Origin of the sequence: Streptomyces sp. NPDC005281, assembly GCF_040607495.1 — a bacterium.
In the GTDB taxonomy this organism is placed as follows: Bacteria; Actinomycetota; Actinomycetes; order Streptomycetales; family Streptomycetaceae; genus Streptomyces.
Window position 1 is genome coordinate 120574 of record NZ_JBEXGX010000023.1, and the last position, 13030, is coordinate 133603.

Below are 13030 nucleotides of genomic sequence, written 5' to 3' on the forward strand. Positions count from 1 at the left end.
CGAACCGGGCGGGCGCGATGGCCCGTTCCGGTCCGCGGCGGCTACTTGATCCAGTCCGACCAGGACATGTTCCAGCCGTTGAGGCCGTTGTCCGGGGCGACGGTCTTGTCGTGGGAGTGCTTCACGACCACCACGTCGCCGATCATCGAGTTGTCGAAGAACCAGGCGGACGGCACCTTGCTGTCGTAGCCGCCGCGCACATCGCGCAGACCGACGCAGCCGTGGCTGGCGTTGTAGTTGCCGAAGGCGCCGCCACCCCAGTAGTTGCCGTGGATGAAGGTTCCCGAGTTGGTCAGGCGCTGGGCGTGCGGCACGTCCTTGATGTCGTACTCGCCGCCGTAGCCGACCGTCTCGCCGTTCATGCGGGTCACCTTGAGGCGCTCGCTGATGACCATCTGGCCGTTCCAGGTCTCGTAGCCCGGCTTGCCCGTCGTGATCAGGAGGGTCCGCAGGACCTTGCCGTCGCGCTTGACGACCATCTTGTGCGTCTTGGCGTCGACGGTGCTGACCTGGCTGCGGCCGATCGTGAACTTCACGGTCCTGGCCTGCTTGCCGTAGACACCCGGGCGGCCCTCGACACCGTCGAGGTTCATCGTGACGGTGACCTTGGTGCCGGCCTGCCAGTAGTTCTCGGGGCGGAAGTCGAGGCGGTCGTTGCCGAACCAGTGGCCCTCGACGTCGACGGCCGGCTCCGTCGTGAAGGTGATGGCCTTCCTGACCTCGTCGGGGTGCGTGATGCCCCGGGTGAAGTGGATCGAGAAGGGCATCCCGACGCCCACCTTGGAACCCTCCTCCGGCGTGTAGATGCCGACGAACGTGTTCTTCGGGGTCAGCGTCGTGAACGCGGCCTCCTCGGCCGCCTCACGGCCGGCGGAGTCCTTGGCGACCGCGTGGACCTTGTACTTGGTGGCCGCGGCGAGGTGGGTCGAGGGCGTCCAGGTGGCGCCCCCGTCCGTGATGGCGCCCTTGACAGCGTTGCCCTTGGTGTCCTCGACCGCCACCTCGGTCAGCTTGCCCTTGGCCGCGGTCACCTTGAGGGCGCCGCTGGTCTTCACATCGGCGGCGCCGTCCTTCGGGGCGATGGTCACCACGGCCTGCGAGGCCTTGGTGTCCGTGGTGCTGCTGGAGCCCTTGCCCTTGCCGTCCCCCGAGCCGGACCCCTGGTCCGAACTCCCGCCCCCGCCGCAGGCGGTCACGGCGAGCAGCAGAACTCCCAGCAGTGCCAGGATTCCTTTGCTCCCACGTGTCCGCGCGCCAACCGACGCCCCCGATATCGGTCGCCCGTTCAAAATTGTCTCTCCCCTCGCACGGCCTGATCAGGCCCGCACTCCAGCGCGTCCCACGCGCGTATCGCGCTAATTAATCACACGACCAGGAGCGATGGATCCCCGGGAAGGTCACCGTTCAGTCCCAACTTCGGCCGTACGGGGCGCGACTGGAGCCCGTTGTGCACATACCCGTATATCGGGCTACTTCACCGCTCCACCCGATTTCCAGTCCTTCCAGCCCATGTTCCAGCCGCCGAGTCCGTTGTCGGGGGCGACCGTCCTGTCCTTGCTGTGGACGACCTCGATGACGTCCCCGACGAGGCTGCGGTCGAAGAACCAGCCCGCCGGAGTGTCGGAACCGCCGCCCTTCACGTCCCGCAGACCCACGCAGCCGTGGCTCACGTTGGTGTTGCCGAAGGCGTCCGGCGCCCAGTAGTTGCCGTGCAGGAAGGTCCCGGAGTCGGTCAGACGCATCGCGTGCGGAACGTCGGGGATGTCGTACTCGCCGCCGAAGCCGACGGTCCGGCTGTTCATCCGGGTCACTTCGAGCATCTCGGTGACGACCATCTTCCCGTTGTACGTCGTCGTCTTCGGTGCCCCGGCCGTGATCGGCACCGTGGCGAGGAGGTGGCCGTCGCGGCGCACCTCCATGGTGTGGGCGCGGGCGTCGACGAGGGACGTCTGGTCGCGGCCGACGGTGAACGAGAAGGTCCTGGACTGGAGTCCGTAGACCCCTGGTGCCCCTTCGACGTCGCGCAGCCGCAGCGCCACGGTGACCTTCGTGCCCGGCTTCCAGTACCGCTCGGGACGGAAGTCGACGCGGCCGCCGCCGAACCAGTGGGCGCGGATCTCGACCGCCGGGCGGGCCTCGACGTGGATGGCGCGCTCGACGGCGGCCCGATTCCTGATCTCCCGGTTGAATTCGAGGGAGACGATCATTCCGGTGCCCACGACGGAGCGGTCCTCCGGAGTGACGTATCCGATGAACCGCTCGTCGGGGACGGCCGTCGTGAACGTGGTGTGGCGTGCCGAGCGGTGTCCGCCGCCGTCCAGGGCCACCGCGTCCACGGTGTACTTGGCGGCCAGGGCGAGCCGGGCTCCGTCCGGTTTCCAGGACAGGCCGTCCTCGCTGATCCGCCCCGGTACCGGTGACTCCTCGGCGTCCTGGGACCTGACGACCTTCACGGACTCCAGGCGCCCGCCGGGCACCCGTACCAGCAGCGCCTCCTCAGGGCGTACGCCCTTGCTGTTGTCGTCGGGCGAGACGTGGATGGCGTCCTCGGGCGAGCGTGGTTTGCCGAATGCCTCCCCGATCCCGTCCGAGATCCCGCCGGAGGTGCAGCCGGAGGCTCCGGCCAGCAGACCGGCCCAGGTCAGTACGGCGGCCAGCGCGGCCCCTGCGCGCCGCGCGCGCGTCTGTACGTGCTTCACAAGGGACCCAACGACGCCGCCCCTCCCGGGAAACGTGAGTGCGAGCCACGCTCTGGGCAGAACAGTGGGGAGGACGACGCGCCAAGGAGCCGCGGCCGGGACGCCGTGCACCCTTTTCCGTGCCGTTCCACGAGCCGTGGGAGGCTGACCGGTGTCGAGCGCACCCGAGCAGGAGGCGGTCCACGAGGGACGCGCCGCGGGCGGCGGGCTGCCCGCGCAGACCGTCACGGACCCGGCGGGGCCACCCGCCGCCGCACCCGCCGTCGCGGACGCGGCGGTGGAGCCGGCCGCACCCGCGCTGAACGGCTCACGGCATCAGGCGGCGCCTCCCGTCGCCGCCTGGCCGGGTGCCCCGACACCGCTCGGAGCGCGCTTCAGGGTGGGCCCCGACGGCACCACGGGCACCAACTTCGCGCTGTGGGCGGGCGGTGCGGAGGCCGTCGACCTGTGCCTCTTCGACGAGGAGGGCGCCGAGACACGCGTCCCGCTCACCGAACTCACCCACGAGATCTGGCACGGCTTCGTCCCCGGAGTGTTCCCCGGACGCCGCTACGGCTTCCGGGTGCACGGCCGCTGGGATCCGTGGACCGGCGCCCGCTGGAACCCGGCGAAGCTGCTCCTCGACCCGTACGCCCGCGCCGTGGACGGCGACTTCAGCCTGCCTCCCGAGGTGTACGGGCACGTCCGCGACTGGCCCCAGCAGCAGGTCGCCGACACCGTGCGCGACGACCGCGACTCGGCGCCCCTGGTCCCCAAGGGCGTCGTCGTGCAGGACGACGACGACTGGTCGGACGACCACCGCCCGAAGACCCCCTGGGCGGACTCGGTCATCTACGAACTGCACGTCCGAGGATTCACCCGTCTGCACCCGGGGATTCCCGAGGAACTGCGCGGCACCTACGCGGGACTGGCGCACCCCGCCGCGATCGAGCACCTGGTGAACCTCGGGGTGACGGCGGTGGAGCTGCTGCCGGTGCACCAGTTCGCGCACGAGGACCACCTGCTGCGCCGGGGCCTGAAGAACTACTGGGGCTACAACTCGATCGGCTACTTCGCCCCGCACGCCGGCTACGCCGCCTCCGGCACGACCGGCCAGCAGGTCGGCGAGTTCAAGCGGATGGTGCGCGCGCTGCACGCGGCGGGCATCGAGGTCATCCTCGACGTGGTCTACAACCACACCGCGGAGGCGGGCGAGCTCGGCCCGATGCTGTCGCTGCGCGGCATCGACAACCGGGGGTACTACCGGCTCCAGTCGGACGCCCGCCGCTACGCCGACTACACGGGGTGCGGCAACACCCTGCACGTCGTGCAGCCGCAGGTGCTGCGGCTCATCACGGACTCGCTGCGCTACTGGGTCACCGAGATGGGCGTCGACGGCTTCCGCTTCGACCTGGCGGCGGCCCTGGCCCGGTCCATGCACGACGTCGACATGCTGTCCCCGTTCCTCGCCGTCATCGCCCAGGATCCGGTGCTGCGCCGGGTCAAGCTGATCGCCGAACCGTGGGACGTGGGCTCCGGCGGCTACCAGGTCGGCGCCTTCCCGCCCCTGTGGACGGAGTGGAACGACCGCTACCGCAACGCCGTCCGGGACTTCTGGCGCGGGGCGCTGCCCGACGTACGGGACCTGGGCTACCGGCTGTCCGGGTCGAGCGACCTGTACGCCTGGGGCGGCCGGCGGCCCTACGCCTCCGTCAACTTCGTGACCGCGCACGACGGCTTCACCCTGCGTGACCTGGTGTCGTACGAGCGCAAGCACAACGAGGCGAACGGCGAGGGCAACCGGGACGGCACCGACGACAACCGGGCCTGGAACGGCGGGAGGGAGGGCGAGAGCGAGGACGAGGGGCTGCGGGCGCTGCGGCGGCGCCAGCTGAGGAACCTGCTGACGACGCTGCTGCTGTCGACGGGCGTGCCGATGCTGGTCGCAGGGGACGAGTTCGGGCGCACCCAGCGGGGCAACAACAACGCTTACTGCCAGGACAACGAGATCAGCTGGGTCGACTGGTCGCAGCTGGAGGACCCGGGCTGGCGGTCCCTGTTCGAGCTGACGTCCCGTCTGATCGCCCTGCGGCACGCGCATCCGGTGCTGCGCCGCCGGGCGTTCTTCTCCGGGCGGGCCCATTCGGCGGACGGGCTGCGGGACCTGGCCTGGTTCACCTCGCGGGGCACGGAGATGACGGAACGGGACTGGTACGCGCCCGCCGCGATCCTCGGCATGTATCTGTCGGGGCGTGACATCCCCGGCCGGGACGCGCGGGGCGCCCCCGTCGTCGACGACAGCTTCCTCGCCGTGCTGCACGCCGGGGACCGGCCGGCCTCCTTCGAGCTGCCGGGGGCGCCCTGGGCCGCCGGTTACGAGGTGGTCGTGGACACCTCGCGCGAGGACCAGGCCGAGACACCCGCGCTCACGCACCGGGCGGGCACGGCGATCACGGTGCCGTCGCGGTCCGTGCTGCTGCTGAGGGTGCGCTGAGAGCGCGGACTCGGCGGCCGGAGCGTGTCCGGGTCAGCCGAGGATGCCTCGCTCGTACGCCGTCGCCACCGCCGCCGCGCGGTCCTTGACCCCCAACTTGCCGTACACGTGCGTGAGATGGGTCTTCACGGTCGCCTCACTGATGAACAGTTCGCGGGCGATCTCGCGGTTGGAGGTGCCCCTGGCCACCAGGACCAGCACCTCGCGTTCGCGGGCCGAGAGGGACTCGGCGGAGGCGGGCGCGCGCACGGCCGAGACCAGCCGGGAGGCGACGGCCGGGGACAGGACGGTCCGGCCCTGGGCCGCGGCCCTGACCGCCGTGAACAGGTCGTCGCGGGGCGCGTCCTTGAGCAGATAGCCGGTGGCACCCGCCTCGATCGCGGGCAGGGTGTCGGAGTCGGTGTCGTACGTGGTGAGGACGAGGACCCGGGCGCGGGCGCGGCGCCGGGTCAGTTCGGCGATGGCGTCCACTCCCCCGCCGCCCGGCATGCGCAGGTCCATCAGGATCACGTCCGGGTCCAGGACGGCGGCCCGCTCGACCGCCTCGGTCCCGTTCACCGCCTCGCCGACGACCGAGAAGCCGGGCGCGGACTCGAACATGCCGCGCAGGCCGTCGCGTACGACGGGATGATCGTCGACGATCAGCAGCGAGATACAGGCGTCATCGGTCATGGCGTACCAACGGTACGCGAGCCGAGAGCGCCGTGCCGTGGCCGGGTTCGGACTCCACGGCGAGGTGGCCGGCGATGCGTTCGGCGCGGGCGCGCATGCCGTCGAGGCCGAATCCGCCGGAGCCGGTACGGGCGGGGACGGCGATCGGGTCGAAGCCGCGGCCGTCGTCGCGGACGTCGAGGGTGATCTCCTCGCCCATGAAGCTCAGCGTCACCCCGACCCGGGTGGCCGCCGCGTGCCGCGCGGTGTTGGACAGGGCTTCCTGGGCGATGCGCAGGAGGGTGGCCGCGACCTCGTCGTGGAGCTGCTCGCTGGCGCCGGTGACGGTGAACTCGGCGCGTATGCCAATGCGTTCGCCCCACTCGGCGACCGTCTTCTTCAGCGCCTCCGGCAGACCGTCGTCCGCCAGCGCCACCGGGGCCAGGTTGTGCACCGAGCGGCGGGCCTCGCCGAGGCTGTGACGGGCGAGCCCCGAGGCACGTTCGAGGTGGACGCGGGCGACGGCGAGGTCGGGGGCGTTCGCCACCACCTGGAGCTGGGCGATGACGCCGGTCAGGCCCTGGGCGATGGTGTCGTGGATCTCGGCGGCCAGCCGGCGGCGCTCCTCGGCCACCCCGGCCTCCCGCGCCTGGACGAGGAGTTGGGCGTGCAGGGCGACGTTCTCGTCGAGGGCCTGCTGAAGCGCGGTGTTGGTGCGTTCGAGTTCCGAGATGGTCTCGGCACGTTCGCCGGAGCGTCGTTCCTCCTGCTCGGTGAGGTGGGCGACGACCGTCTGGAGACCGGAGTTGGCGGCCACCAGCGCGCCGAACGCGGCCCACTGGGCGGCGCTCCGCGGCGGCAGCCCGCCGCACTGCGCGCCCGCCACAGTGATCGCGCTCGCGAAGAGCCCGAGTCTGCGCCACATGCCCGGGATCAGTTCGTCGGCGTCCATGTATCCGGCGGAGGCGTAGAACGCGAAGAAGCCGCTGCTCAGGGTGAGCGTGAAGGCGATCGCCCAGCGGATGACGTAGTACGCCGTCCCGGCCCGGGAGGGGACCCTGCCGCGGGCGGGGCGGCGGGAGCGGGTGCCGTGCCACCACAGCTGGAGCACGATCGCGGCCACGACCAGACCCGTGTCCGTCTCCCACTCGACGGCGCCGTCCACCTGGCCGGCGCTGACGAGTGCCAGGACGACGCTGATGCCGAGCAGACCGTACGGCCCCCAGGTGTGCAGTTGCTCCAGGCGTCGCTCGATCTGCCCGTCCCCCGCGCTCATGTCACCAGTCTGCACCGGCCCGCCCCTACTCCCACCGGAACCAGCGGGCGGCGCCCGCCGTCAGCAGCACGGTCCAGGCCACCATCACTCCCAGGTGCGTCCAGCCCGGCCAGTTCCCCGCCGCCGCCCGGTTCAGGGCCTGCGCCGCGGCGCCGAACGGTGTGCAGCCGACGATCCGGGCGAGGGTGTGCGGCATGGACTGCACCGGGAGCCACACGCCCGCGCAGAACATCATCGGGAAGAACACGGCCGATCCGATCGCCCCGGCGATCTTCGTCGTCCGGGACAGCGCGGAGACCACCGCGCCCAGGGCGAGCGCGGCCAGGACCGCGAGGAGCAGGGCGAGAAGATAGCCGTACGGCTGCCGGGGAAGGCGTACGGCGAAGGCGAGACGGCCTACGACGAGCACGCACAGGGCGGAGAGCAGGGCCGCGGCGCCGTGGACCAGCATCTGCGCGGACAGCAGGGCGGACGGCCGTACCGGCGTGGTGGACATCCGGCGCAGGATGCCGCGTTCGCGGTAACCGGTGAGGTTCTGCGGCATCGACTGCAAGCCGCCGACGATCAGGCCGAGCAGCACGGCGATCGGGACGTAGGCGTCGATCGTGCGCAGGCCGCCCAGTTCGGGGCGGTGGTGGCGGAGGGCCGGCACGGAGCCCAGGATCACCAGAAGCAGGGTCGGGAAGACCAGGACCCAGAAGAGAGCGCCCGGTTCACGCCGGAAGAGCCGCAACTCGGCACGCAGGACTACGGTGTTCATGCGGTGACCTCCGTAAGGTCCAGGAACGCGTCGTCCAGGGTGGCCTCGGTGACGCGGAGTTGGTGGGCGGTGACGCGGTGCCGGGCGAGCAGGGTGATGACCGCGTTCACGGTCTCGTCGGTGCCGGACAGGGTGACGCGGCCGTCCTTGTGCTCGACGGACGCGAGCGCGGGGAGCGCCGCCAGGTCACGCTCGTCCAGCGGCGTGGACGGGGTGAAGCTGATGACGGTGGAACCGGCGGAGCGGCGGATCAGACCGGCCGGGGTGTCCAGGGCGGCCACGCGCCCCTTGTCGATGACCGCGATCCGGTCGCACAGCCGCTGCGCCTCCTCCATGAAGTGTGTGACCAGCAGGACGGTGACGCCCTGGGCGCGGACGTCCTCGATGAGCTCCCAGGTGTCGCGGCGGGCCCGCGGGTCGAGCCCGGTGGTCAGCTCGTCGAGCACGACCACGCGCGGGCCGCCGATGAGCGCGAGCGCGATGAACAGCCGCTGCTTCTGGCCGCCGGACAGCTTGCCGAAGCCGGTACCGAGCCGGCCGGCCAGACCTAGGCGTTCGGCCAGCGGGCGCCAGTCGGCGGGGTTCGGGTAGAACGCGGAGTACAGCTCCAGTGCCTCGCGCACGGTGAGCTTCGGCTGGAGCTCGCTCTCCTGGAGCTGGGCGCCGAGTACACGGCTGGTGGCCTCGTGGTCCGCGAAGGGGTCGAGGCCGGCGACCCGGACGCGTCCGGCGTCGGGGACCCGCAGCCCCTCGACGCATTCCACGGTGGTGGTCTTGCCGGCGCCGTTCGGGCCGAGGATGCCGAAGATCTCGCCCTCCTCGACGGTAAAGGAGACATCGTCGACGACGGCCCGGCCGCTGTAGGACTTGCGCAGTCCGCTCACTTCGATGACTGACATGCTCCGAGAGTCCCAGCGGGGCCCCCGCCGTCACATCGGCCATCGCGCTCGGAACGGCATCAGCCGATCGGTTGATGCGGCGGTACGACCCGCAGGACGTCCGGCGCCCAGGGGGTGGCCCCGGGCCCGCCCCGTCCCCTTCGAACGGTTCAGGTGCGCCGAAAACTCGGTGGGCACTGTCAGTGGTGAAACGTAGGCTCGCTGATGATGACCACACCCGATACAGCCGCCCCGGAGCACCCCGCCCGTTCGACCGTACGCAGCCTGCTGCGCCTGTGGCCGTATGTACGCCCGGTGCGGGCGCGGCTGTTCGGCGCGGCGGCTGTCGCGGTGGTCGCGTCCTGTCTCTCGCTCGTGTTCCCGCTGATCCTGAAGTGGATGGTGGACGGTCCGGTCGCCGGGCACGACCCGGCGGGTGTATGGCTCGGGGCGCTGTATCTGCTGCTGCTCGGCATCGCCGAGGCCGGTCTGTTCGGGCTGCGCCGATGGCTGGTGGCCCGCCCGCTGGCCGGGGTCGAGGCGGGCATGCGGGCCGATCTGTACCGCCATCTGCAACGCCTGCCGGTCGCCTTCCACGACCGCTGGGCGTCGGGCCAGCTGCTGTCCCGGGCGACCACCGATCTGATGCTGGTCCGCATGTTCCTGGCGTTCCCGCTGACCTTCCTGCTGGTGAACGGCGTGACGATCCTCGCGGGCATCGCCATCATGCTGGCCCAGCAGTGGACCCTCGGGCTGGTGATCCTCGCCCCCGCCGTCCCCATCATGATCGTCTGCTGGCTCTTCGAGCGGCGCTATTCGGAGGTGGCGCGGCGGGCACAGGACCAGGTCGGCGACCTGACGACGGTGGTCGAGGAGAGTGTGCTCGGCATCCGGATCATCAAGGGGTTCGGGCGCCACCGCAGTCAGGCGCGCGCGTTCCGCGAGCTGTCCAGGACCCTGCGCGGCACGGAGCTGGTCAAGGCCCGGCTGCTGGCCTCCATCTGGGGTGTCATCGTCACGCTGCCCGAGTTCGCGATCGGCGCCGCCCTCGTCCTCGGCACGGTCCAGGTCGCCGACGGGCGTCTGTCCGCCGGCACGCTGGTCGCCTTCCTGTCGACCGCGCTCGCGCTGCGCTGGCCCGTCGACTCGATCGGCTTCCTCCTCGCGATGAGCCAGGAGGCGGGGACGGCCACGGAGCGGTACTTCGAAGTCATGCACGCGACGGCGGAGTCGGACGGCGCGGTCAAGTCGGGCGACACGGTCACATCGGACGATCCGGTCGCGTCGGGCGACACGGGTACGCCGGCCGCAGACCCCTCGGTCGCGCGCCCCGCAGACCCCGCAGACCCCGCGGGCACACCGGCCGCCGAGGCCGCGATCGAACCGGGCGACGGTGAGGGCGGACTGCGTTTCCACGGTGTCGCGTTCCGCTATCCCGACGCCCCGGCCGACTCGCCGCCCGTGCTGGCCCGCATCGACCTGCACGTCAGACCCGGCGAGAGCATGGCGCTCGTCGGCGCCACCGGCACCGGCAAGACGACCCTCACCGCGCTCGTCCCCCGGCTGCACGAGGTGACGTCCGGCCGGATCACCCTGGACGGCCGGGACATCACCGACATGCCACGCGAGGAACTGCGCGAGCTCGTCGCCGTCGCCTTCGAGGAACCCACCCTCTTCTCGGCCACCGTCGGCGAGAACGTCCTGATGGGCGGCCCCGAAACCGCCGGACGCGTGGAGCTGGACCGCGCCCTCGCCGTCGCACAGGCCGACTTCGCGCACGCGCTGCCCCAGGGCACCCGGACGCAGGTCGGCGAACAGGGCCACAGCCTCTCCGGCGGACAGCGGCAGCGGCTCGCGCTGGCCCGCGCGGTGGTCGGCCGCCCGCGCTTCCTGGTGCTCGACGACCCGCTGTCGGCACTGGACGTCCACACCGAGGCGGCGGTCGAGGCCGCGCTGCGCCGGGTGCTCGCGGAGACGACCGCGCTGATCGTGGCGCACCGCCCGTCCACCGTTCTGCTGGCCGACCGGGTGGCCCTGATCTCGGACGGCCGGGTCGCGGCGGTCGGCACCCACCACGAACTGCTGCGCACCCACGCCGAATACGCCCACCTGATGTCGGGTGCAGAGGAGGACGGCCGATGACCGCGGCACCCACGACCACCGCGCCGGACAAGGAACCGAACGAGGAACCGGACACCGGAACAGGCAGAGGAACGCACTCCGGAACGCACTCCGGAACCGGCGGAGGCACACGCGGAGGAACGGGCGGAGGTCCCGGCGAGGGAACGGACACCGGCGCCGGCAAGACGACGGGCAGCGGTCCCGGCCAGGGAACGGGCAGCGGTCCCGGCGGCGGGCCGGACGCAGGCCAGGACGAAGGCACCGGCACCGGCCCGGACGACGGGCCGGGTGGTCCACGGCGGAAGGGACGGGCGGTCCCGGAACCCGAGGCGTACCAGGACCCCTTCGACCACGACACCCTGCCCGCTCCCCCGGGCGCGACCGCGACGCTCCTGCGCTCGCTGCTCGCCCCGCTCAGGGCCCGGGTGGCCCTGACCACCGTTCTGCTGCTGCTCCAGCAGGCCGCCGTACAGGCGGGCCCGCTGCTGGTGGCGTACGCCATCGACCGTGCCGTACCGGCGTTCCGGCAGGACGACCACGGGCCGCTGATCGTCGTCGGCGTCGTCTACCTGCTGTGCGCGGCGGTCTCCGGCGTCCTCCAGTACGCCTTCATCATCGCCTCGGCCCGGGTCAACCAGGACGTGCTGCTCGATCTGCGCGGCCGGATCTTCCGGCACGCCCAGGCGCTCAGCGTCGACTTCCACGAGCGCTACACCTCGGGCCGGCTGATCTCCCGCTCCACGACGGACGTCGAGTCGCTGCGCGAACTGCTCAGCGAGGGGCTCCAGGAACTCGTCACCGTCATCCTGTCCTTCGTCTACATCTCGGCGATGCTGCTCTGGCTCGACGCCGGCCTCGGCGCGGTCGCGGTGGTCTCCTTCGTGCCGCTGTATCTGCTCATCCGCCGCTACCAGCGCCGTGCCGGCAAGATCTTCGCCGTACGGTCGACGACGATCGCCGCGGTGATCGTGAAGTTCGCGGAGACGATGAACGGCATCCGGCCGGTGCGCGCGTTCCGCCGGGAGGCCGCCAACGAGGCCGAGTTCGGGGTACTCAACGGACGGCACGAGAGGACGAACGGCGACGCCCTGCTGGAGATGGCCCGCTATGTCGTGGGCTCCCGCCTCGTCGCCAACACGGCGGTCGCGGGCATCGTGCTGTGGGGCGCCTACCGGGTGGCGTCGGGTTCGCTGGCGCTCGGAGTGCTCGCCGCGGCGGTCCTCTACCTGCGCAGGCTCTACGACCCCATCGACCGCCTCGGCATGTTCCTGAACTCCTACCAGTCCGCGGCGGCCTCGCTCGAGAAGATCGCCGGGCTGCTGGCCCAGACACCGACCGTGCCGGAGCCCTCGGTGCCCCGGCAGCTGCCCGCCCTGGCCTCCGAACACCCCGGCCGCGAGGTCGTGTTCGACGGGGTCCGCTTCGCGTACCGCACCGGCGGTGAGGTCCTGCCCTCCTTCTCGCTGACGCTGACCGCCGGACAGACGGTGGCCGTGGTCGGCTCGACCGGCGCCGGCAAGTCGACCCTGGCCAAGCTGCTGGCCCGGTTCTACGACCCCTCCGAGGGACGGGTCCTGCTCGACGGCGTCGATCTGCGCGAGCTGCCGGTGCCCGAACTGCGGCGCGGGGTCGTGATGGTGACCCAGGAGGCGTTCCTGTTCTCCGGCACGGTCGCCGAGAACATCGCGATCGGCCGCCCCGAGGCGTCCCGCGAGGAGATCGAGCGGGCGGCGAAGGCGATCGGCGCGCACGATTTCATCAGCGCCCTGCCCGACGGCTACGACACGGACGTACGCAAGCGCGGCGGCCGCATCTCCGCGGGCCAGCGTCAGCTCGTCGCCTTCGCGCGGGCCCTGCTCGCCGACCCGGCCGTCCTGATCCTCGACGAGGCGACCAGCTCCCTGGACATCCCGGGCGAGCGGGCGGTGCAGCGCGCCATGTCGACGGTGCTGCGGGGGCGTACGGCGGTGGTCATCGCGCACCGGCTGTCGACGGTGGCGATCGCCGACCGGGTGCTGGTGATGGAGCACGGGCGGGTCGTCGAGGACGGCACACCCGACGAACTCGTCGCGGGTACCGGCCGGTTCGCGGATCTGCACAAGGCATGGCGCGACAGCCTCGTCTGACAGCGGACGGGTGCGGGGGCCTCGGGCCGGACGGAGGAGCGGGCGA

Annotated in this window: 9 protein-coding genes; 3 read left to right on the forward strand and 6 right to left on the reverse strand. The window is 71.7% G+C overall.

Annotated features, from left to right (window positions below; translation table 11 throughout):
* Positions 1 to 41: 41 nt before the first annotated feature.
* Together ABZV42_RS28975 and ABZV42_RS28980 are read right to left on the reverse strand one after the other, a co-directional pair.
* Positions 42 to 1289, reverse strand: coding sequence for an Ig-like domain-containing protein (locus ABZV42_RS28975; RefSeq protein WP_355983450.1), 1248 nt, complete (start codon positions 1287 to 1289; stop codon positions 42 to 44).
* 180 nt (positions 1290 to 1469) lie between these two features.
* Complete coding sequence (locus ABZV42_RS28980; RefSeq protein ID WP_355983451.1) at positions 1470 to 2699, reverse strand: Ig-like domain-containing protein; 1230 nt, start codon at positions 2697 to 2699, stop codon at positions 1470 to 1472.
* A gap of 151 nt (positions 2700 to 2850) precedes the next feature.
* Here ABZV42_RS28980 and glgX point away from each other — a divergent pair, with 151 nt between their 5' ends.
* The gene (glgX, locus tag ABZV42_RS28985; protein WP_356054261.1) at positions 2851 to 5172 is read left to right on the forward strand and encodes a glycogen debranching protein GlgX; all 2322 of its coding nucleotides are present in this window, start codon (positions 2851 to 2853) and stop codon (positions 5170 to 5172) included.
* Between the two features lie 33 nt (positions 5173 to 5205).
* On the opposite strand, the gene ABZV42_RS28990 is transcribed toward glgX, so the two are convergent.
* From ABZV42_RS28990 to ABZV42_RS29005, 4 genes are read right to left on the reverse strand one after another with little or no spacing between them, the layout of a single operon-like run.
* On the reverse strand, positions 5206 to 5844 hold the full coding sequence (locus tag ABZV42_RS28990) for a response regulator transcription factor (protein WP_355983453.1): 639 nt from the start codon (positions 5842 to 5844) through the stop codon (positions 5206 to 5208).
* Positions 5834 to 7099 (reverse strand): ATP-binding protein, encoded by a 1266-nt coding sequence (locus ABZV42_RS28995; RefSeq protein ID WP_356054263.1) that lies wholly within the window; start codon positions 7097 to 7099, stop codon positions 5834 to 5836. The genes ABZV42_RS28990 and ABZV42_RS28995 overlap by 11 nt, the downstream gene beginning before the upstream one ends.
* Before the next feature lie 25 nt (positions 7100 to 7124).
* On the reverse strand, positions 7125 to 7859 hold the full coding sequence (locus tag ABZV42_RS29000) for an ABC transporter permease (protein ID WP_355983455.1): 735 nt from the start codon (positions 7857 to 7859) through the stop codon (positions 7125 to 7127).
* Complete coding sequence (locus ABZV42_RS29005) at positions 7856 to 8758, reverse strand: ABC transporter ATP-binding protein (RefSeq protein ID WP_356054265.1); 903 nt, start codon at positions 8756 to 8758, stop codon at positions 7856 to 7858. The genes ABZV42_RS29000 and ABZV42_RS29005 overlap by 4 nt, the downstream gene beginning before the upstream one ends.
* Positions 8759 to 8965: 207 nt before the next feature.
* On the opposite strand from ABZV42_RS29005, the gene ABZV42_RS29010 reads away from it, so the two are divergent.
* Positions 8966 to 10879, forward strand: coding sequence for an ABC transporter ATP-binding protein (locus ABZV42_RS29010; RefSeq protein ID WP_356054267.1), 1914 nt, complete (start codon positions 8966 to 8968; stop codon positions 10877 to 10879).
* Complete coding sequence (locus ABZV42_RS29015; protein ID WP_356054269.1) at positions 10876 to 12984, forward strand: ABC transporter ATP-binding protein; 2109 nt, start codon at positions 10876 to 10878, stop codon at positions 12982 to 12984. Before ABZV42_RS29010 ends, ABZV42_RS29015 begins: the two co-directional genes overlap by 4 nt.
* The last annotated feature ends 46 nt before the right edge of the window (positions 12985 to 13030 follow it).

What these genes read in the sequence shown, in the direction of transcription:
- ABZV42_RS28990 (WP_355983453.1), bottom strand. Translation starts at nt 5,844, where the DNA reads ATGACCGATGACGCCTGTATCTCGCTGCTGATCGTCGACGATCATCCC.
- ABZV42_RS28995 (WP_356054263.1), bottom strand. Translation starts at nt 7,099, where the DNA reads ATGAGCGCGGGGGACGGGCAGATCGAGCGACGCCTGGAGCAACTGCAC.
- ABZV42_RS29000 (WP_355983455.1), bottom strand. Translation starts at nt 7,859, where the DNA reads ATGAACACCGTAGTCCTGCGTGCCGAGTTGCGGCTCTTCCGGCGTGAA.
- ABZV42_RS29005 (WP_356054265.1), bottom strand. Translation starts at nt 8,758, where the DNA reads ATGTCAGTCATCGAAGTGAGCGGACTGCGCAAGTCCTACAGCGGCCGG.
- ABZV42_RS29010 (WP_356054267.1), top strand. Translation starts at nt 8,966, where the DNA reads ATGACCACACCCGATACAGCCGCCCCGGAGCACCCCGCCCGTTCGACC.
- ABZV42_RS29015 (WP_356054269.1), top strand. Translation starts at nt 10,876, where the DNA reads ATGACCGCGGCACCCACGACCACCGCGCCGGACAAGGAACCGAACGAG.